The organism is Pseudoalteromonas sp. CO325X (assembly GCF_004208955.1).
GTDB classification, from domain to species: Bacteria; Pseudomonadota; Gammaproteobacteria; order Enterobacterales; family Alteromonadaceae; genus Pseudoalteromonas; species Pseudoalteromonas ruthenica.
In genome coordinates, this window is sequence record NZ_SGPG01000036.1 from 1 (window position 1) to 20749 (window position 20749).

General features: G+C 47.3%; 14 protein-coding genes and 1 tRNA gene. 6 read left to right on the forward strand and 9 right to left on the reverse strand.

Translation table 11 applies throughout. The annotated features are described in order from the left end of the window. Window positions 1-77 (forward strand) — tRNA-Asp (locus EXT46_RS18200). 243 nt (window positions 78-320) lie between these two features. On the opposite strand, the gene EXT46_RS18205 is transcribed toward EXT46_RS18200, so the two are convergent. The 3 genes from EXT46_RS18205 to EXT46_RS18215 all read right to left on the reverse strand — a co-directional run bounded on the left by EXT46_RS18205 (window position 321) and on the right by EXT46_RS18215 (window position 6381). After that, the gene (locus EXT46_RS18205; protein ID WP_130149014.1) at window positions 321-2246 is read right to left on the reverse strand and encodes an alpha/beta fold hydrolase; all 1926 of its coding nucleotides are present in this window, start codon (window positions 2244-2246) and stop codon (window positions 321-323) included. A gap of 188 nt (window positions 2247-2434) precedes the next feature. Continuing rightward, a complete protein-coding gene (gene fadE / locus EXT46_RS18210; RefSeq protein WP_022946719.1) occupies window positions 2435-4894 on the reverse strand; it encodes an acyl-CoA dehydrogenase FadE in 2460 nt (819 codons plus the stop codon). 170 nt (window positions 4895-5064) lie between these two features. After that, window positions 5065-6381, reverse strand: a complete 1317-nt coding sequence (locus tag EXT46_RS18215; RefSeq protein WP_130149016.1) for a diguanylate cyclase — start codon at window positions 6379-6381, stop codon at window positions 5065-5067. A 307-nt stretch (window positions 6382-6688) separates the two neighbouring features. Between EXT46_RS18215 and EXT46_RS18220 the strand changes: the two genes are divergently transcribed. From EXT46_RS18220 to EXT46_RS18240, 5 genes are all read left to right on the forward strand, one after another. Next, window positions 6689-7453: a class II glutamine amidotransferase gene (locus EXT46_RS18220; protein WP_022946720.1), complete on the forward strand. Its 765-nt coding sequence runs from the start codon at window positions 6689-6691 to the stop codon at window positions 7451-7453. 108 nt (window positions 7454-7561) lie between these two features. Continuing rightward, window positions 7562-8512: an acetoacetate decarboxylase gene (locus tag EXT46_RS18225; protein ID WP_053910981.1), complete on the forward strand. Its 951-nt coding sequence runs from the start codon at window positions 7562-7564 to the stop codon at window positions 8510-8512. After that, window positions 8505-10721 carry an NAD(P)-binding protein gene (locus EXT46_RS18230; RefSeq protein ID WP_053910980.1) on the forward strand — a complete coding sequence of 739 codons (2217 nt, stop codon included), beginning with the start codon at window positions 8505-8507 and terminating at the stop codon, window positions 10719-10721. Before EXT46_RS18225 ends, EXT46_RS18230 begins: the two co-directional genes overlap by 8 nt. 68 nt (window positions 10722-10789) lie before the next feature. After that, a complete protein-coding gene (locus EXT46_RS18235) occupies window positions 10790-13030 on the forward strand; it encodes a TonB-dependent receptor (protein WP_130149018.1) in 2241 nt (746 codons plus the stop codon). A 47-nt stretch (window positions 13031-13077) separates the two neighbouring features. After that, the gene (locus EXT46_RS18240; protein WP_130149020.1) at window positions 13078-15741 is read left to right on the forward strand and encodes a 7TM diverse intracellular signaling domain-containing protein; all 2664 of its coding nucleotides are present in this window, start codon (window positions 13078-13080) and stop codon (window positions 15739-15741) included. A gap of 60 nt (window positions 15742-15801) precedes the next feature. On the opposite strand, the gene rsmS is transcribed toward EXT46_RS18240, so the two are convergent. From rsmS to dinG, 6 genes are read right to left on the reverse strand one after another with little or no spacing between them, the layout of a single operon-like run. After that, window positions 15802-15963, reverse strand: a complete 162-nt coding sequence (gene rsmS / locus EXT46_RS18245; RefSeq protein WP_130149022.1) for a pleiotropic regulatory protein RsmS — start codon at window positions 15961-15963, stop codon at window positions 15802-15804. Continuing rightward, window positions 15935-16225 (reverse strand): late competence development ComFB family protein, encoded by a 291-nt coding sequence (locus EXT46_RS18250; RefSeq protein WP_022946726.1) that lies wholly within the window; start codon window positions 16223-16225, stop codon window positions 15935-15937. Before EXT46_RS18250 ends, rsmS begins: the two co-directional genes overlap by 29 nt. Window positions 16226-16278: 53 nt before the next feature. Beyond that, window positions 16279-17193, reverse strand: a complete 915-nt coding sequence (locus tag EXT46_RS18255) for a histone deacetylase (protein ID WP_130149024.1) — start codon at window positions 17191-17193, stop codon at window positions 16279-16281. Beyond that, window positions 17190-17798: a primosomal replication protein gene (locus EXT46_RS18260; RefSeq protein ID WP_130149026.1), complete on the reverse strand. Its 609-nt coding sequence runs from the start codon at window positions 17796-17798 to the stop codon at window positions 17190-17192. The genes EXT46_RS18255 and EXT46_RS18260 overlap by 4 nt, the downstream gene beginning before the upstream one ends. Beyond that, a complete protein-coding gene (locus tag EXT46_RS18265) occupies window positions 17798-18574 on the reverse strand; it encodes a TSUP family transporter (RefSeq protein WP_022946729.1) in 777 nt (258 codons plus the stop codon). Before EXT46_RS18265 ends, EXT46_RS18260 begins: the two co-directional genes overlap by 1 nt. Further along, the gene (gene dinG, locus EXT46_RS18270; protein ID WP_130149028.1) at window positions 18575-20647 is read right to left on the reverse strand and encodes an ATP-dependent DNA helicase DinG; all 2073 of its coding nucleotides are present in this window, start codon (window positions 20645-20647) and stop codon (window positions 18575-18577) included. Between the last annotated feature and the right edge of the window lie 102 nt (window positions 20648-20749).

Consider the following 20749-nt stretch of genomic DNA (forward strand, 5'->3'; position numbering starts at 1 on the left):
GGAGTGGTAGTTCAGTTGGTTAGAATACCGGCCTGTCACGCCGGGGGTCGCGGGTTCGAGTCCCGTCCACTCCGCCACTGAGTGTGCTCACTCAGTATCTCCAGATACATTCTTGTTATTCCTTTATCTATTCCCTTTTAATACCCGTTATGGGTGCTGCTTCTATTTACCTGTAATAAGCGTAGATAGGCGGGTGCTGTGTTTTCAGTAAACTGATAGCTATAAGCGCGCTAGCAAAGAACGACGCTACATGTTTAGGCGGTGCGTGAAGGCAGTTAACAGGGAGAGGGTGTGGCCAGCATGCACTGGCCACAGCAGTATTATTGACCTCTTAAATGTTTATCAAGAAAAGACAGGTACGCATTGGCCGCTGTAATGCGGTTTTCACGCTTACTAAAGCCGTGGCCCTCGTCGGGGAAGAGTACATACTCAACTGGCACCCCGTTGGCTTTCACTGCGGCAACAAGCTCATCGCTTTCAACCTGCAGAACTCGGGGATCATTGGCTCCTTGTACCACTAATAACGGTTTTTTGATGTTATCTGCGTGGAACAACGGTGAAATACGACGATGACGCTCTTCATCGGTGGCCGGATCGCCCATCTCATCGTAGAGTGCCTTTTTGTAGCTCTCCCACCAAGGTGGAATGGATTTTAGTGTCCGCACCCAGTTAGTGACACCAAAGATATTGATACCCACTTCAAATTCGTCAGGGGCAAAGGCGAGTGCTGCCGCCGTCATATAGCCACCGTAACTGCCGCCGATAATGCCAATCTTATCGTTATCGACCCAATCCAGCGTTTGTAAGTGCTTTTTGCCGTAGATAATATCTTGTAAGTCTTCTTCACCGTGCTTTTTGTCATCAAGGTGAAAGAAGGTTTTGCCATAGCCGGCACTGCCACGGTTATTCACTGCAAAAACCGCGTAACCTTGGTTCACTAAGAACTGTCGCATAGCATTATAACCCGTGCGACTTTGGCCACCTGGGCCACCGTGCACCCAGACTAATGCCGGGACTTTATTCGTGGCTGAGGCCTGCTTAGGCTTATACAAAATGCCGGGAATGGTGAGTCCATCAAAGCTTTTAAAACGGACCACTTCGCTGCTCACGAGGTTTTCTTCAGCAATGTTTGCACTCAGGGTGTTGGTGAGACGCTGCGCTTGATCGCTGCCAATTCGCCATACATATAGATTGCGTGGGCTGGTATCTGAGCTTAAATAAAATGACATGATTTGTTCATCATCACTAAATTCGACGCCACTGAGCGTGCCCTTAGGCAGTGTCGATGGCAATGCCAGCTCTTGGTTTGTCTTGGTGTCTAAAATCGTTACCTGGGTGCTGGCATCGGCATTGACGGCGCTGACGCGGTATCGTCCAGACTTTGAGTATTCCATAAAGCTGACATCCCAGTCGGCGTCCAAAGCAAGTTCATGCTCTTGTGTGGCCAAGTTATAGCGCCACATCTGGCGAAACTCGCCTTTGGCATTCGTAGTGTAATACAGTGATTGCCCATCAACACTGAAACTCCAGGCGCTATACTTGGCTGGTTGCTCGTGAGCGCTGAGAAGCTTAGGGCCTTCACCCGATGCAGTATCCAGTAGGTAAAAATCACTATCACGGTTATCGTGGTGCTTAGTTAGCGCAATATATCGGCCATCTGGGCTGATGGCACTGACATCGAGCCCTGTTTCGTTGGTATAAACACGCTGAGACTCATAACTATTGCTATCGAATTTGTATAAGTCCATAAACTTGGCGTCACGCTGGTTGCTCAGCACATAAAAATGTTGCCCGTATTGGCTAAAGCCTGCAAATGCCGCGCGGGTCTCTTCGCCGGGCGTTAAATCGGTGATCTCGCCTTGCTGATCGCGAACAAACACGTGCGTGCGCTCGTTACCCCCGCTATCTCGGCTAAACAGAATTCGGTCGTCCTTGGGGAAAAATGCCAGTGCATAGGTGCTGTCTTTGGCATCGGTCAGCTGTGTGCGAGCGCCGGTTTTAATGTCGACCTCATAGAGGTTAAACACCCCATTCTCATCACTGCTCAGTAGCAGTTTATCACCACTATGGTTGATGCTATTGCCCCTTAAACTCACGGTATCGTAGAAGGTCTCGGCGCTGTAAGTTTGGAACTGGCTTTGCGTTTGTACACTTTGTCGCTCGTTAGAAGAGCTCTGCTGGCATCCAGCTAGAGAGAGCGCGATGGCGCCTGCTAGGGCGCTGGCAATAAAATGCTTCGCTATCATAAATATATATCCTGTTAGTTTTTTAGGTATTGTTATTTGCGCTTTTAGTGTTCGGGTTCACGCTGGGAAAAGCAAGGCTAGGCAGGGTCTTTTTTAGGTGCAAATTGTTAGCAAATTTTGCAACAGCCATAAAAAAGCCAGCATATGCTGGCTTGGTGTCGTGGAAAAGTGCAATTGTGCACAAATTATTAAGCAGCAGACGCCTTTTTGTTTGGTCGTCTGCGCGCCGCTTTACCCGCGAGTAGGTCGGCGGGATCAAAGTCATCAACGTTGATCACATCCAAACGTTGCTGCTCGACATCGCGCAATTGATGGGCTTCTTGCTCACTGAGCACGCCTTCATCAAGGCCCATTTGTGCCACCTTATCAAGCTGAGTGAAAGGCAGCTTTTTGCCCGTCGCGCGGCATACCTTATCGAACAGCGGCTCCACAGCAAGAATGTTGCGTAGTGTCTGCTCTTGTTTACCGAGTAGGCTGTGTGGGCCATCGGTTAAGAAGATATGCTGTGACAAGCGCTCACGAGTCTCGTTAGGCGTTTGCAGTAGCTGGGCAATAACATGCTCTTGCTTATCAGTTGGCTTGCGCACTGGGCGGCCCCAAGGGAACAAAATAACCTTAAGCACACCGCGCAAAAACACTGAGGGCATGTTATTGATTAAATCAGCCAGCGCACGCTGACAGCGATACAAGTATTCCTGACAGGCCCATTTAACTAAAGGCAAATCTTCTTTGCGGCGGCCTTCGTCATTGTAGCGTTTCAAAGTCGCTGATACTAAGTACAGGTAACTTAGCATGTCACCAAGGCGTGCAGAGATGCGCTCTTTGCGTTTTAGTGAGCCACCAAACACCGCCATACAAATATCAGACATCAGCGCCAAAGAGGCACTGAAACGCGCCGCATCGCGATAAAACTCTGTGGTTTCATCTTTATAAGGCACGCTGGTAAAACGCGCTCCGGTTAATGCTAGCCACTTCGTACGTACCAAGTTAGAAATGGTGTAGCCGATATGGCCCATTAGGGCATTGTCGAATACATCCAAAGCTTCATTGCTGTCTTCGATGCTGCAGGCATTCAGCTCGGTTAACACAAACGGGTGACAGCGAATCGCGCCTTGACCGTAAATAATCATGTTACGAGTGAGGATGTTGGCGCCTTCTACGGTGATCGCAATAGGGGCACCTTGATAACCTCGGCCAAGGTAGTTATTTGGCCCTAGGCAAATGCCCTTACCGCCATGAACATCCATGGCATGCATGGTGGACTCACGCATTTGCTCGGTCAGGTGATATTTCAAAATGGCTGAAATGACAGATGGCTTTTCACCTAAATCAACCGCGCCGGTAGACATACTGACCGCAGCATCACTGGCATAGGCGTAACCGCCCAGTTTCGCCATAGCTTCTTCAACACCTTCCATTTTGCCAATGGGTAGGCGGAATTGGCGGCGAATACGGCTGTAAGCACCGGTGGCAACAGCAAGCGATTTAATGCCGCCCGTTGAATTTGAGGGTAGGGTAATAGCACGACCAACCGACAAACACTCAACCAGCATACGCCAGCCTTGACCAGCCATTTTTGGACCACCAATGATGTAGTCTAATGGCACGAAAACGTCTTCGCCTTGGGTTGGGCCATTTTGGAACGGCACATTCAAAGGGAAGTGGCGACGGCCAATTTTAACGCCTTCCATATCGGTTGGAATAAGCGCACAGGTAATGCCGAGTTCTTTTTCATCGCCCAGCAAGCCGTCTGGATCACGCAGCTTAAAAGCAAGACCAAGCACTGTCGCGACCGGTGCAAGTGTGATGTAGCGCTTGTTCCAAGTTAAGCGAATACCAGTAACTTCTTCGCCGTTAAATTCACCCTTACAGACCACACCAAAATCAGGAATGGCACTGGCATCAGAACCCGCTTCGGGTGAGGTCAGTGCGAAGCATGGGATCTCATCACCTTTAGCCAAACGAGGGAGGTAATGGTCTTTTTGCTCTTTGGTACCATAGTGCTGGAGTAGCTCGCCCGGGCCTAATGAGTTAGGGACACCGACAATTGACGATAACAAGGTCGACTTACTGGTGAGCTTTTGTAGCACGCATGATTGGGCGTAAGCTGAGAACTCTAAACCACCAAATTCTTTTTTGATGATCATGGCGAAGAACTTATTGTCCTTCAGATATTGCCAAACCTCTTCCGGTAAATCGGTAAGCTCGTGGGTTGCTTCCCAATCGCTAAACATACCGCACACTTCTTCCACGGGTCCATCAAGGAAAGCCTGCTCTTCAGCGCTCAGCTTTGGAATGGGGTACTGGTGTAGTTTATTCCAGTTAGGACGACCACAAAAAAGATCCGCTTCCCACCATGTAGTACCAGCATCAATGGCTGACTTTTCGGTATCTGACATCGTCGGGGTGACTTTTTTGAAAGCCGCAAAAAGAGGTTTTACGAGGTATTGCTGTCGAACTGTCGTTACAGACAGAGGCACGGCAATAACTAAAAAGATAAGCCAGCTAATGATACCAAAACCACCGGCAATGGTGCCGACAATCATTGTTGCAACGGCAAGACCGAGGCAGGTATTAAAACTGGCGCGATGGTAACTGGCGTAAGACAGCACCACGATAAGCGCAAGTATAAAAAAAAGAAGTGTCATAATCTGATTCCTTGTTAGAGGTCTGACCACTAGCAGCTAGATTAGCGTTACTCAATTAGGGTTGCAAGCCCTCTTGGACTAATTATAGGGTGCTTGCACCTTTTATCACTGATAAATTTTGCAGTGTTTCAAATAGCCCTAAATATTTACAGTGTATACGTCATGTGTTCTTACCTTTGCTTATTTTCATACATACGTTTATCTGCTAAATGAATTGTAGCTTCGACATTTGAGCCTTCAGAGCTGTCAGCAAAACCAATACTGGTAGGTATAGTTATATTGTGGCCATCCCATACTATGGGTTCGGCTTCGATAGCGTGTTCTATTTTATTCACTACATCAGGGATTTCACTTTTCAGTGTCACTCGAGTCAATAGAATTAAAAACTCGTCTCCTCCATAACGAATGGCAATATCGGACGAACGAATGCAATTTTTGATGCGCCAAGCGACCTCTTTTAAAATAGCGTCTCCGCACGCATGCCCATAGCTATCATTAGCTTCTTTAAATTTGTCTAAATCAATACAGACTACGGCATAACTAGGAGGTAATTGAGTTGAGTCGAGCTGGGCTGAATATTCATGAAGGAATCTACGGTTTGGGAGGCTGGTTAGTGGGTCGTGTAGCGCTGCACTTCGAGCCTTCATATAGTTTATAAGTAGCAGAAGTAATATTACGAAAACCAAAGTGGATATAATGGCACCCGAAACGACCGCCACATAAAACATAGAATTAAAAGCACCTGCTGGTCTAGCATATACCTGTAATTGCCAATTATTATGTGGAAGGGAAATTTCGAGTACGGAAGCGGGAGTTGATGTTTTTAAGTGAGCGTGACCAAATGAAAAAAGTTCCGATTGGCTGGGGCTTGAAACGAGTATGAATGTATCCTGTAAGTGAGCTATCTTACTATCCATTAACAGCCTTCGATGATCCATTACGATACTTAACACTCCCCAGTACCGATTGTTATCAGGATAGTCTAGGTAAATAGGAAAATGCACTAATATGCCTTGGCCGCCTTGGACCAAATTCACAGGTTCAGTGATATGGATAAACCCGTCTTCTTTAGCGGCTAGGACACCAGCATACTGCTTTGGTTTTGTCCTGTAGTCTAAGCCAATTGCCTTATTGTTAGCCTCTAACGGAAACACTCGAGTAACCACATCGTTGGGCGCTAAAGCGAGATTTCGCACGTAAAATGTTTTTTTCAAAACGTTTGTGGCGACCGGACCCCAATTCTCTAATGCTTTATCAGGGTCAGAAGATACAATATTGGCTAGCCGGTCAATTGCATGGAGTTCTTTGTAGAGCTTCGACTCGATTGTGGCCTTAATGAGCATGACCTTATTTCTCAACTCATTTTGAGTCGCTTGTTCACCCTTATCGTAAAATACCATTGAAACGTGATACACAATAAAAGCTGCAGTGGCTATATAAGCGACTGCTGCGATAACTAGCAAGAGTGTGCTTTTATTGGATATCATTTAATCGCGCTTGGACTTCAAACTAATTTAATTACAATAAGTGTAGTAGGGTACAATGACAATAAAAAGTGTCGCTCAAACATTGACTTACTTAAATGGTGAGTATTTGTGGCTTAGGGAAGTGATATTCTTTTTCGTTTGCACTAGCGCTTATATCAAGAGTACCTTTGGAGCTAGCGGAAACAAATTCAATTTAGCTAATAAGCTATCGAATAACGAGTACTTTTGGTTCATTCATAACAGTGAACGATAGCTTTTTTTGATTAGGTTTTATTTTATATTTTTGTTTTTATTTAGGAATTTATTGATGTGTGAGTTGCTTGGCATGTCTGCCAACGTACCAACAGATATTTGTTTTAGTTTTACCGGCTTGTTAGAGCGTGGCGGAAATACGGGCCCGCACAAAGATGGTTGGGGGATCACGTTTTATGAGGGTAAAGGGTGTCGCTCATTTAAAGACCCATTGCCGAGTAGCGAGTCGGAAATAGCCAAACTGGTGCGTGCGTATCCCATAAAAAGTAAGTCGGTGATCAGTCATATTCGTCAAGCGAATCGTGGACGAACTTGCTTGGAAAACACCCATCCGTTTACTCGCGAGTTGTGGGGTAAGGAGATAACCTACGCGCACAATGGTCAGCTCTCAGACTACAGTGATTTAAAGCCCTCTTACTATCGTCCTGTTGGTAATACCGACAGTGAGCTGGCGTTTTGCTGGTTGCTGGACAAAATTCGTGAAAAGTACCCCACAAAACCCAGCAATATGGCGAGTGTTTTTCGTTACGCAGCCAAACTGGCGCACCAACTAAGAGAAAAAGGCGTATTTAATATGCTGCTAACCGATGGTGTGTTTGTACTGGCGTATTGTACTAACAATTTGCACTGGATCACTCGCCGCGCACCTTTTGGTAAAGCCACGCTAATCGATGCTGATATGGTGGTTAACTTTCAACAGGAAACAACACCTGATGACATAGTGACGGTCATCGCAACGCGGCCATTAACCAATGATGAGCGTTGGCAAAAAATGCAACCTGGCGAGTTCGTCTTGTTTAAGTTGGGCGAGAAAATTTAACAACGTACTTGTTTAAATAATGTGAACAAATAAAAAGCCATCTATACTCGGTGCACGCGTTGCCCTAACTTTTGGGCCTAAAAGAACAAAACCAGCGAGTAGAGTAGGATGGCTTTACCTTATATTCATTACCCTTCAAACCCCATCGCCAAACCGCCGTGTGGCATGAAAGATGCGCGCATGTTCGGCTTTTTCTTAGCAGGCTGTGAGCAAAAAATGCAGCACTTTGTTGATACCACGTTGAATTCAATCGACTCCTCACCTTACTTTTTTAAAGTACTGGGCTCATCGCCGTTACTAAGCTTTACTGATATCACCCGCATCGCTTCGTTGCAGGCGCCCTTTAGTGAGTATGGCTGGATGCAAGAGACTGATATCATCATCTGGTTGCCTGTCGTCAAACAAGCAAAGGGTGACGACCGCGCTTTGCATCTATATTGGTTTCCTGCCTTTATTTGTGTAAATAACATTAATGCTTTGATTAATGGCCGCGAGATTTGGGGTTATAACAAATATTTATGTCGCTACAGCATGCCCGAAAATAAGCGGGCAAACAGTGACTTTTCGCTGCAACTAGAAACCTTTCAACCTTACCACCCAAACACGCAAATGGCCTGGCATGAGCTATTACGGGTTCGTAGAGTGGATGATAATGACAATTGGCTAAGCGAAGCGTATGAGACGACTAAAGAAATAGCCGAGTTATTGTCGCAAGGAGCGCAAGGGGCGCACCTGAGCAAAGAGCTCATCAAACAGTTGTTAGGCGGGGTTACACACCCTTATTTAGACCAAATTTTGTTTAAACAATGCCCGGATGGAATGGCCCAAAACAGTCTTTACAGCGCCGTGCTGCACTCGCCCTCAACCATCAATGCTATTCATGAGGTGGGGTTATTAGAAGGGGAGTATGAGGTTGATATTCGCCATCTTGATGCGTTTCCACTGCAGCAACTCTTTGGTATCGCTACAGGTAAGCAATGGGCGCGGCTGCCTTATTACGTCAATATGGACTTTGAGCAGGCTGGAGCAAGGGTAATTGTGGAGCAAGGCTATGTCTGAGCAGCAAAAAATCGCGATTCTTGGCGGTGGCGTCAGTGCTATGACCGCTGCTGTGTATTTAACGGAAAAAGCCAATTGGCAACAACAGTTTGATATAACCGTGTACCAGCAAGGCTGGCGTTTGGGTGGTAAAGGCGCCAGTGGTCGCAACGCAAATATGGGCCAACGTATCGAGGAGCATGGCTTGCATGTTTGGTTTGGCGCCTATGTAAATTCGTTCCGCACCATAGAGCGAGTTTATCAAGCACTGGATAGACCTGCGACTCACCCTATGGCAACGTGGCAACAGGCATTTAAACCTCATGATGTTATCGCCTTACAAGAGCATATTAACGGCCAATGGCAGCCTTGGGCCATTGAATTTCCACGAATCGAGGGGAACCCTAGTGCGGGCACTTTGGATTTACACTTTTGGCAAATTGCTCGGCTTTTGGTCGCCTGGCTAGAGAAGTTTGTCGACGATATAGAGCATGAGCTGGCACATAAACCTGTACTCACCACTCGGAAGCGCCGTGATCAGCATCTTTTAGCCAGCATTATGGAGCAAGTGCAAAGTACCTTCAGCAGTATCACTCTGGAGGTAAGTCAGTTTTACACCGAGCTACGTCAAGATGCGCAGCAGGTTATTTCTAACCCTAGGTTATTATTAGAGCAGCTTAGTGCTTTACTCAATTTGCGTGTTAACGACGAAAGTTTTAGTCACAAGTCGGATCGTTTGGGAACTTGGTATATTGTCCGTAAGCTTAAGCGCTGGCTTCGTGAAGAAGTTCGTGAGTTACTCGATGGCAATGCAAAGCTGCGCCAAGCATATATTTGTGCCGATTTAGCGATTGCCATGTTGGTTGGTTTAATACGCGACAAAATTCATGAGCGTGGCTTTGCCAGTATTAATGACCGTGATTTACGCCAGTGGCTTAGCGATAATGGTGCAGACCCGCACTTTAGCGTTGATAGCGCTCCAGTAAGAGGGTTTTACGACTTAGTGTTTGGCTACCAAGATGGCGATTTTAGCAAACCGAATGTGGAGGCGGGGGTTGCAGCCTTGGCTATCCTACGAATTCTGCTGTGTTACCGTGGCGGCGTAATGTGGAAGATGCAAGCGGGAATGGGCGATGTTATTTTTGCGCCCATCTACGAGCTATTAAAGCAGCGCGGCGTGAAATTTGCCTTTTTTCATCAGGTGCAGCAATTGTATCCCGACAGTAGCGGGCGCTTTGTGCAAAAGATTGAGCTGTGCAAGCAAGTTGATCTTAAGCACCCAGATTATCATCCTTTAGTGGATATCCACGGCTTACCTTGCTGGCCAAGTGAGCCGTTATATACACAAATTAACGCAGACCAAGCGCAACTATTAAAGACCCACAACATAAACCTAGAGTCACATTGGAGTGATTGGGAGGCGGTGTATGAGCGTCATTTTTCTGCGCCGCTTGAACGCATTACCCTTGAGCGCGCAGTGGACTTTGATCATGTGATATGTGGTGTATCAGTGGCAAGCATGGAGCATATAGCGCCAGCGCTTTTAGCAACAGACACTCGGTTAGCGACGAGTGTTAAGGAGCTTGGCACCGTGGCTACCCAAGCAATGCAGCTGTGGCTAAATAAAGACGACCGGCAGCTAGGTTGGCAAGCATCGACAAAGCCGCCTATCCTCAGCGCGTTTTCCAAGCCCTTCGACACCTGGGCCGCGATGGCACACCTACTACCTTGGGAACAGTGGCCAGAGGATAATCAACCAGTTAATGTCGCGTATTTTTGCAGCGCCTATACGTGTGCTGATTTCCCTCCCGCGAGCGACACGGGCTTTGTGCAGCAGCAATTGCAAAACGTGAAAAGCAATTGCCTCGACAAACTCAAGCACAGCATGCATTGGTTGTGGCCAGAAGCTGGCGATAGGGAAGGCTTCCAATGGCATACTTTGTATGCTCCTGCGAGCGCACAGGGTGAGCAACGTTTTGATTATCAATATTGGCGCGTAAACCTCGACCCCAGCGAGCGCTATGTGCTGTCATTAACTGGCACGAGTCAGTACCGTTTGCATACGCAAGAAACCGACTTTAGCAACCTCTACATTACTGGAGATTGGATTAGCACCGGCGTTAATGCCGGTTGTGTAGAGGCGGCGGTGATGGCTGGCATGCAAACAGCACGGGCGCTATCCGGTGTGCCAACCCATATTAGTGGTGAGCGCGGCTTTTTACCTTGGTAACACGCTACTGTTATGACGAGGTTTCTTCTATACTAAGATCAATAATTAAATTAATGCGTTATAAAAAAATGACTTGGCAACTTAAGCGGACTCTGCTGTGTATACCTTTTGCTTGTACGACGGTCGCACAGGCTCAACAAACTTCAGCTGATGAGCAGATGGAAGTGATCGAAGTGTACGCGCAAAAACGGGCTCAGCAAGCCAGTGAAGTCGGTGTATCGATTACCTATATCGGCGAGCAACAGCTCACGGATGCGGCTATCAAAGATACCACCGAGTTAGGACGGTTCTCGGCAAATGTGAAAATATCGCAAAATGCCGCCGAAGGTACACCGCCGGCCATTAATATTCGTGGTGTCGGGCTGATTGATTACAATACCGCTAATACTTCCCCGGTCGGTTTGTATGTTGATGGGGTAAACAGCGGCTCTGCCAGCCATCAAATTGCTAATCTATACGATATACAGCAAGTGGAGGTTCTTAAAGGGCCACAAGGTACGCTTTTTGGCCGTAACACCACCGGGGGGGCAATTTTAGTACGCACTGCACGCCCTGAGTTCGATAACTACGGCTACGTCAAAGGCGCTATCGGCAGTGATGATTGGCGTCAAGCGCAGCTGGTGGGGAATATGCAGCTGTCCGAACAGCAAGCTTTGCGAGTCGCGTTAAATCATCAGAAATATGATTACACCAGTTATAACCTAGCCCAAGCCTACCCCGAAGCCGGCCTTGAGCAAAATGATGCCCGGGTTAGTTATTTAGGGCAGTGGCAACAGCTCAATTGGTTCACTAAAGTTGAGTACAGTCGCTGGCAGGGACTGACACAGCCTGTCGGAAACATTGGAATTATATCTCCCAGCGATGGCTCACCTTGTACATTGGCTCAAATTAACCAAGGTGAGTGTGTTGACGCATTTGGTTTTAATGATGGCAGCGATGACTTCTGGGCGGTGAAGGTAAACAACAACAATGCTCATGAAACCACCCGTTGGGGACTCACTAATGAGTTAGGTTGGCAAGTGAACACTCACTGGCAAGCGCTCTGGTTACTGGGAGTGAGCGACCTTGAGCGCGACCATGGTTTTAATTGCGATGGCTCGCTCGCGCGGTTGTGCGAAGGAAACCTCGGGTTGCAGACACGCAGCTTGAGCAACGAACTAAGACTGCAAGGACACTATCAGCAGCATCATATTACCTTGGGTGCATATCAGTTATCCGAGCAAATAGAGCAGTTAAATAACAATGATTTGCTGCGTGACTTTCGCGGCATCTTAGACCCGAGCCTGACGGCTAATTTTTTATACGATAATGAGATAGACACTCGCTCTTGGGCACTGTTTGCTCATGCCCAATGGCAGTTATCACCGCGTTGGGCATTGATTACTGGGATACGCTACAGCGATGAAACTGTCGAGTATGATTCAGTTTCCACACTCAATGTGCCGATTGCCGCAGACCCTCAAGGCGGTGTCACCATTGATTATTACCAAGTCAGTGGAGAGCAAGATGATGACGGCGTTTCTACGGAGCTGGCGCTACACTATAATGATAGCCGTGATAACCTTTATTATTACCGTTATTCAGACGGCCACAAGAGCGGGGGCTACAATGGCGGTTTCTTATCTACGCCAGAGCAGGCGCAACAGGCTAATTATGGACCAGAGCAGCTTAGTGCCCATGAGGTAGGGTTTAAAACGCCAGTAATGCGCTCAGGGTTTGGTTTTGATGGGGCTATTTTTTACTATCAGTACGATGACCAACAAGTCTTCATGAATCAAGCTTCAGCTAACCCTCAGCAGCCGCCTTTGCAACTGTTAGAAAATGTCGCTAGTTCGCGTATTAGCGGAGCAGAGCTGGCAATGTACTATCGCCCTAAAGGGCCCTGGCGTGCACACTTGGCACTTGGTTATATTCCTAATGCAGAGTTTGAGCAATATACAGATCCCCTAGGCAACACCTTGACGGACCATAGGTTGCCATTCACCTCTAAGTGGAATATCAATGGCGCACTCGCTTACTCGTGGGCATGGACCAACGTCGATATGAGGGCGGGGGTGTCATTTGATTACCAATCAGATTATTATTTTGATCAAAACGAAAACCCTATTGCGTCTCAAGGCGATTATACGCTGTGGGATGCGCATATTGTGGCCGATTACCAGCAATGGCAAGCAAGGTTATGGGCAAAAAATCTGTTTGATACACACTACAGCCATTTAAAGTTCGATCTCAGCGAGTTTCTAGGAATGTATGAAGACTTCAAGGGCGAGGGCCGGCGTGTAGGTTTGGATGTAACCTTCCATTTTTAAGATAGATCCTTGAGGTTGTTGTGACGAGGCACTTAATACAGGTATTGATGGGGTTACTGTTGCTGATAAGTGCCCAGACACATTCGGCGAGTTTGCAGCACGTGGTGGTAACACAGAACTCCGTGGATTTTGACGTGCCACCCCATTACTACCGCATCAGCGAAACAGCTCAATTACCGACATCAAAAAAACAGTTACTTAGCTGGCTCGAACAGCAGCCTAAAGTAGAGCGTCCGCAGTTATTTGGTGGGCGTTACGTTAGCGTCTACAAGGTTACCAATCAGTCTGCGCAGCAGCAGTGGGTGTATGCCCCCTACAATAGCGTGGTATCTGTCATTAATACGCAGGTATTTACGCAATCAGGAAGCACGCTTTATCAAAGCGGTGAGCGCGGTCAGTATGAATTTGCTTTTCACTATGGGAAAACACTCACCCTGCCGGTAGATGAGTCGGTAATTATCGTGACTGAGTTTCATAGCGCGGCATTTTATACCCCACCCAAGATAAAGCTATCTACGCCGGGTGACTATCAGCAGCAAGCGATTTGGGAAAACCTCATCATGATGCTGTGTTTCAGTGTGGGTATTGTACTGGGGCTCTATAACTTATTGATTTATCTAGGTTCGAAAGACAAAACCCATCTTTACTATGCATTTTTTACTGCCGCCTGGGTGTTTGCATGGAGTCACTTCTTTCATATTCCGAGCCAGCTTTTTACCATCGACTTGACCGCTCTGCACTGGTTTGGCTTTATTCTAACACCTTTGGCTAATACCCTATTTTACATCCACCTGCTCAAGCTTAATGAGACCCACCCACGGTTTGCCCGAGGAGCGTTAATCTTCTCATGGGTGTCGTTAATTGGTTTGCCAATAAGTGTAATCTCCCCCGGAGCTGGGTTTATTTGGGCCACATTCGCGACCGCGATAGCGCTGTGTTTAGGGCTTTACATTGGTATTAGACGAATAATGCAAGGCTACAAACCAGCCCGTTATTTTGTGTTGGCTTACATGTGTATGGCGCTACCAAATATGGTGGGCAACTTAACTAATCTTGGGCTATTGCCTTCGGTCAATATTAATTTGTATCACCTTGGTTTAATCGGTACAGCGTTGGATGCGTTGTTACTCGCTTTTGCCGTGGCCGACAAGTTTAGACTGATTAATGATGCCAATGTTGAATTAACTAAAAATCTTGAAGCAAAAGTGCAAGAGCGTACGGGGGAGTTGCAGGCGTTAACGGTTGAGCTACGGGATGCCAGCGAAGCAAAAACTCGCTTTTTGGCGAACATGAGCCATGAGATCCGCACTCCTATGACCTCTATCATTGGTTACGCCGAAGGGCTGTTATTAGGGGATGTAAAAGCGAATGAGCAAAGCCAAGCGACCCATGTGATTGCACAAAACGCCCGCCATGTGCTTGGTTTACTCAATGATATTCTCGACATGTCGAAAATAGAAGCCAACCGTCTTGAGGTCGAAAGCGCGAAAACGCACTTATTTAGCGCCATAGGCCAAGTGGAGTCTATTCTTGGTAAGCAAATTCGCGATAAAGGTTTGGGATTTTCGTTGCATTACCACTTTCCATTGCCGGACTATATCTACACCGACGCCACTCGGTTACGACAAATACTGTTAAATTTAACCGCCAATGCCTTAAAGTTTACCAGTGTTGGCAGCATTAATATTGATGTTGCAGCAAAGGATGAGCGCCTTATTATCACCGTAAAAGACACCGGTATTGGCATGAGTGAGCAAGAACAGTTTCAGCTATTTGAAGCCTTCTATCAGGCGGACTCTTCCACGTCACGTAAATATGGTGGCACTGGGTTGGGCCTAAATATATCAAAGAGCTTGGCGCGCAAACTCGGCGGCGATATTGACGTGCAGAGTATTCAGGGGCAGGGCACCGCTTTTACTGTCGACTTAGCGCTTAAAACAACTGAGCAAACGCAATGGTTAGAGAGCTACAGCAAAGCGCTCAATGCAGATGAGCATAGTGAGGATTGTATCGCTCAAAGTGAGCTGCATGGCCATGTACTGTTGGCAGAGGATAACCGTGATAATGCCAAATTGCTGCAGCGTATACTGGAGCGCATGGGATTGCAGGTGACTTGGGTCGAAAATGGGCAGTTAGCTGTTACTCAGGCGCTGGAAAGAGACTTCGACCTGGTGTTAATGGATATCCAAATGCCGATTATGGATGGCGAGCAAGCACTGTCGTTTTTGCAAGCGACGGGATGTACTACGCCGGTGATTGCACTCACGGCGAACACCATGAGCCATGAAATTGAGCGATATTTAAAGCTTGGATTTGCGGATCACCTTGGCAAACCCATCGACAGAGAGCAGTTTGCTAAAAAGATTGCCCACTATCTCGCACTGCCGGAGCAATTTGTTGATATTGATTTGCCTGAGTCGGATATGCAGGCTCTTCGCGATGACTATGTATCAGGGTTGGCTGAGCAGCGGGTGCAGCTAGAAAACCAATCCAGATATGGGGACCTAATCGGGCTTGGTAAATCGGTTCATGCCCTTAAAGGAAGCGCTGCAATGTTTGGTTTCGAGCAGCTTCAAGCATTAGCGGAGCAAGCGGATAAGATATTAAAAGGTGAGCACCCGGAACAGGCTATGGGATTGATTGATGGCCTCATCGCAGAGCTGGCTAAGCTTGAGCATGATGCGCTTAAGCGCGACCCGAACTTATGTTAATGGGTCGCTTTTCTAAGTTAAAGCAAGCTAAGACAGGTGGCGCGGCTTAGGTTACACGACTCAGTCTGATTGTACTCGCCTTTGCATATCTTGGCGTACAATATCCAATGCCGCGAGGGCGGTGCTTGGTTCAATGTCGTTTTGTTCCAACAGCATGATTAGATCTACGGCTAATTTGACTTCTTCTGGTGCGTTATCGAGATTGTTCTCGGGTTTGGGCATGACTTCCTCGCTTTGCGATTAGGCTTAACGCTACTTTTACGGCGGCCTCAACCTTCTCCTGCATTTGCTCAGCCTCAGCTGTGGATAGGTAAAATGCCATGTCAACATCAAAGCGAATATAGCGGGGTGGAAGTTGATTGAGCACCGTACAACATAGGTCTGCTAGTGTATCGCTGTCATACATATGCTGCAATTGTTGGCGATCGATTTCCTCTAATACCAACTTTTCGTAATAATTGTGGACGTCGTCATGTAGTTTCATAACTCACTGTTTTCCCGTAACTATACCATCTTAATTAGCATAGCTCAGGTTACCTAACTGTCCAATATAAAGCACTGATGAAATTGCTCTACAAGTTGCCAATGCACGTTGACAAGCTGCTCTACATTGCGTTGATATCCGCCGCCAAGCATAGTGCAAATTGGGATTTGATGGTGTTTTGCATGAGTAAGCACCTGAGCATCACGGGCGCTGACACCGGCCAAGCTTAGGCTCAGTGTTCCTAACTCATCATCGCTGTGTACATCGGCCCCGGCATTATAGAAAATAATATCCGGGCGATGCAGACGCTGCGTTAACTTGAGCGCTTGTGTGAGCGTCTCCAAATAAACACGGTCGTCGCAATGCAAGGGCAGAGCAAAGTCGTAATCTGAGCTTTGCTTGATGCGTGGAAAGTTACGCTCACCATGCAATGACAAGGTTGTAATGGCGTTGTCACTTTCAGCGATGGCAGCGCTGCCATCACCTTGGTGAACATCTAAATCAATAATAAGGGCGTTATCAATGAGCCCCGCTTGATACAAATATCGGGCTGCGGTGATAGCATCATTAAAAATACAAAAGCCACTGCCATAATTGCCAAATGCATGGTGGTAACCGCCAGCTAAATTCATCGCAGCCCCGTCTTTAAGTGCCGCTTGGGCTGCGCCCAAAGTGTTGCCAACTGATTGTAGGGTGCGCTCTACCAAAGCGTCGCTGTGGCAAAAGCCGATGCGTTTTTGCGCTTTATCTGCCAACGTGCCAGTGATGAACTGATGAACGTAGTCAGCATCATGAGTAAGCGCTAACGTGCTCACCGAGATAGGTTCGGCGCAACTAATGGTAAAACCTGATTTGAGTTCCGGGTGTGCGCACAGCATGTCGAAGAGTTGTTGATATTTACTGATTGGAAAACGATGGTGAGCAGGTAGGTCGAGCTGAGAGTAGATAGGGTGATAAAATAATTTCATCGTATCGCTTGTTTCTCTGCTAATTGTATTTTTTCTTCACAGGCGCTAATGGCCTTACGACAGCGTCCTAAGCGTGCGTGCAGCGCTAAGACTTCCTGATTTAACTTAGTAACGGTGGCGGCATCAGCGCCTTGCATCTGTTGTTTGCGGTCGTCAATCATTTGCCCCAAGCGACGTTCAAATTCGTGATTTTTAGCCAGCTCTTGATAAAGCTCATTGGTTGGCTGAATAATTTTTTTCACCGCTTTTTGGTACTTTTTTGCCCTCGCCGTAGGTGTATTTTCTTTCGCCCACACAGGCGTTGCTTTAAGTACTTTGACAATGGCTTCTATTTGCTCGGTAATATGCGTGAGAGCAAAACCATATTGATGACGACCTTGATGCTCAAGGCTTCTCGTTAGTCTTTCAAGCTGTGTTTGCACTTCATCAACGTAATCAACGAGTAGCATACTTTTGCTATTAAACACACTGCGATCGAACAATGCATGTTTGGATTGCATAAAACGATTTTTAGCAAACCAATTGGCTTTATCAAATTGTTCAGCATCGCTGCGCAGACGCTCCAGTTGTTGCTGTAATCGCGCTAATGCATGGCCAGAGCTCATTACAAATAAGCCTCGTAGACGAGTTTCAGTGCTAACACAATAACAACGGTGTTAAATACCGGGCGGATCATTTTTGAACCGAAGCGAATAGCTGAATGAGCCCCCAGCCAGGCCCCTAACATCAAGAATAACCCCATGGTGGCGCCGAGTAAGAAGTTAACATGACCGAGGGCTACAAAGGTGATCAGCGAAATAAAGTTACTGACAAAATTCATCGAACGGGCTAAACCGCAATTGATCAACAGGCTCATTTTATAAAGGAGGCTATTTGACGCGGTCCAGAATGTGCCCGTGCCTGGGCCAGCCATGCCATCGAAAAAGCCTAAGGCTAAGCCTTGTAGCCACTGTTTTATACGCATAGCGCCAGAGAGCAGCGGTAAATCGTTACTTTGCTGTGGACTGAGCTTGCCAAATAACGAGTAGATAGCGACGGCGATGATCACCACAGGAATGAGTTTGTTGAGAAACTCGGTGCTCATACTATCGACCAATAAGGTGCCTAAGGTAGCGCCGATAGCGGTGGCGAGAATCGACGCAGCCCAGAACTTAGGGTCGAACAAACGTTTACGGTAATAGGTGACACTGGCTGTCAGTGAGCCAAAACTGGCCGCTAACTTGTTAGTTCCCAGCGTTAAATGCGGGGGTAATCCGGCCGTAAGTAGGGCAGGTACGGTTAACATACCGCCGCCGCCGGCGATAGCATCGATAAAGCCTGCAGCAAGGGCTACGGCGCATAAAATGGCCCAAGTCGATGGGTCGAGAGCTAGTTCAAACATCTAATAATCTATTTTTCGTTTAAAGGGCGGCAAGGTATCGAGCATGGCTTTACCATAACGCTTGGTGATTAAGCGACGGTCGAAAATGGTAATAACACCACTGTCTCTTTCTTTGCGCAGCAGTCTACCACAGCTTTGTACTAATTTCTTGGCGGCGTCCGGTACGGTAATGGATAAAAACGGATTGCCTCCTTTTTGCTCCACAAACTCTGCTTGCGCTTCTTCAATCGGTGAGGTAGGCACCGCAAACGGGATTTTTGTGATCACTAGATTAGTAAGGTAATCGCCAGGCAAATCCAGCCCTTCAGACAAACTTTGGGTGCCAAACAGCACACTGCCTTGGGCATCATCAATACGGCGTTTGTGACGGCGGATCAATGTATCCCGAGAGAGCTCGCCTTGCATCAAAATATCCCACCCCTGTTTACGCAAACGCTCGGCGACATGGTGCATTTGCCAATAGGAAGCAAACAACACCAGATTGGCCTTGGATTTATCTAAGGTGTTGGGCAGTGCTTTGGCAAGGTAGTCGCTAAACGCTTTGTCGGTTGGCTCACACTCGGTTTTGGGAATATGCAGCTGCGCTTGGTTGGGGTAATCAAACGGTGAGGGCACCTTAATAAACTTAACTCCTTGCTCTGAGCGTAGCCCGCTTTCATGGGCAAAATGTTCAAAGGAGCCCAAGGCGCTGAGTGTGGCCGAGCACAATACCGCTCCTGCGCACTCGCGCCATAATTTATCTTTGAGGTAAAATCCCACTTCTATAGGGCAGTCACTCAAGAGATAGTCGTGGTGGTTTTTATACTCCATGCGCTTTATCCACCTGGCATGAGGAACGCTTTCGCTTTCTTTAGCATAGCTTTGCCACAGTTTTTGTAGCGTTTCTAAGCGGGCTATATATTGCCCACTTTCAGCTAAAATAGGGTCAGCAATAAACGGCTTCACATCGCCATCATTTACGTCGCTACTGAGTGCTTCGTGCATCTTGTTGAGGGTGCGTAGCGCCGTTTTACTGGCTTCACTGATATCTTTGGCTTGCACTGTGAGCTGTTGCGGCAGCACTCCGTGTGAGAAACGATAGGTGTCGTCTTCGGTGTATTGAAAGTCTGCACTATCAAGCATACTCAGCACGGTTTTCATGCCTCTGGCCACATCATCAAGGGCATCATTGAGCTTAAATTGGCTGCCTGATGCGCTGGCGCTAAAAATGGTTTGCGCCATTTTGCCGCTGAATTTGAGTAGTTTCTCGAGCCAATCCTGAGTCCCTTTTAAGGTGGCTGCGGCAGATGAAAAGTCGCGAGTGATATGCGGTAAGTGGTGTGCTTCATCAATCACATAAATACAGTTTTCTGGCTCTGGCAAAATCACGCCACCGCCGAGCTCCAAATCAGCCAATAATAGACTGTGGTTGGCCACTAACACATCCATTTGCGCTATTTTTTGCCGCGCAAGATGGAAAGGGCAGGTTTGGTGTGCTTTCATCTGCCGTTGGCAGGCATGCTTATCACAGGCAATGAGGTGCCATACGCGATCTGGGATCACGTCGGCCCATGAGTCTCGGTCACCTTGCCACTGTTTGTTTTGATAAGCATCATGCAGCTGATGCAGGCATTTTTGCTCCATGTCACTCAAAGGAGAGCTTAAGGTGGGCATCAACGCCAGTTGCTCTTGTTCGCCATTGACGGCGTTATGGAGCTTATGGGTGCAGATATAGCGTCCCCTGCCTTTGACCAAATCATAACTAAAAATAAGACCGCTGTGCTGGGCAAAAAAGGGTAACTCTTTATAGAGCAGCTGCTCTTGCAAGGCCACTGTAGCGGTTGCAATCACCAGCTTTTTATTACGTTTGAGTGCCAGTGGTAAGGCACCTAAGCAATAGGCCAAAGATTTGCCGGTTCCGGTACCGGCTTCGACCACGCAAATGCGTTGCTTTTTGTCATATTCACCAGCGAGTGTTTTTGCTATCTCTGCGACCAAGTAGTTTTGGCTGGCACGAGGGCGATAATCATCCATGCTTGAAGCTATCCGCTGATGAGCGTTTCGGATTGTTTTTTTCAGCGGATCGGATAGCATGGTGTATCAACTTATGTATATATTTACAGTGCGACCATTTTAGAGTGTGGCTGCATATGACTCAAGTGACAATTCACTTATGTCGCGATGCTTGGGCAAGGC